The 628-nt window shown below is 57.3% G+C and carries 1 protein-coding gene; it reads left to right on the top strand.

Going from position 1 to position 628, the window contains the following annotated elements; all coding sequences use genetic code 11:
* A partial coding sequence (locus tag FZE95_RS19505; RefSeq protein WP_150302450.1) for an IS110 family transposase occupies window positions 1–628 on the top strand: 628 nt, incomplete at both ends.

Below are 628 nucleotides of genomic sequence, written 5' to 3' on the forward strand. Positions count from 1 at the left end.
CCACCTGGATCGAAGATTGCCCTGGAGGCGACCGGTATCTATCACCGCCAGCTTGCCAGGTTGGCGCACGAAGCAGGCTTTGAGCTCTATCTGCTGGACGGATACAAGCTCAACCATTACCGCAGTGGCGTCGGCACCCGGGCAAAGACTGATGCGTCAGATGCCAAGCTCATTCTCCGCTATCTCACCAAGGAAATGGACAGCCTTAAACCGTGGATACCTGCACATGATGCCTTCTATCGCGTCCAAGGGCTGATGCGCCGCCGGGCGTCGCTGGTTCATACCAGAGTAGCCCTGAGTCAAAGTCTGCAGGACATACCGGAGTTGAAGCAGGCCGCCAAACAGCTAGATGCGCATATTCGCCGAGTAGAGCTGCTAATCGTTCAGCGATTAAAACAAGCTATGGCAGATGTCGGCTGGTGGCTCGATGCCAAGCGCTGCAAGGCCATCGAAGGCATCGGCGACCTGACGGCCATGGCGCTGGCCAACACCTTCCATCGCGGCCCCTTCAAAACCAGTGACGCCTTCATTGCGTTCCTGGGCATGGATGTCAGAGTCAGAGACTCGGGCAAACAAATAGGTCGACGCAAGCTCACCAAGAAAGGCGATCCTGAGCTGCGCCGACTGC

Origin of the sequence: Pseudomonas profundi, from assembly GCF_008638305.1 — a bacterium.
GTDB classification, from domain to species: Bacteria; Pseudomonadota; Gammaproteobacteria; order Pseudomonadales; family Pseudomonadaceae; genus Halopseudomonas; species Halopseudomonas profundi.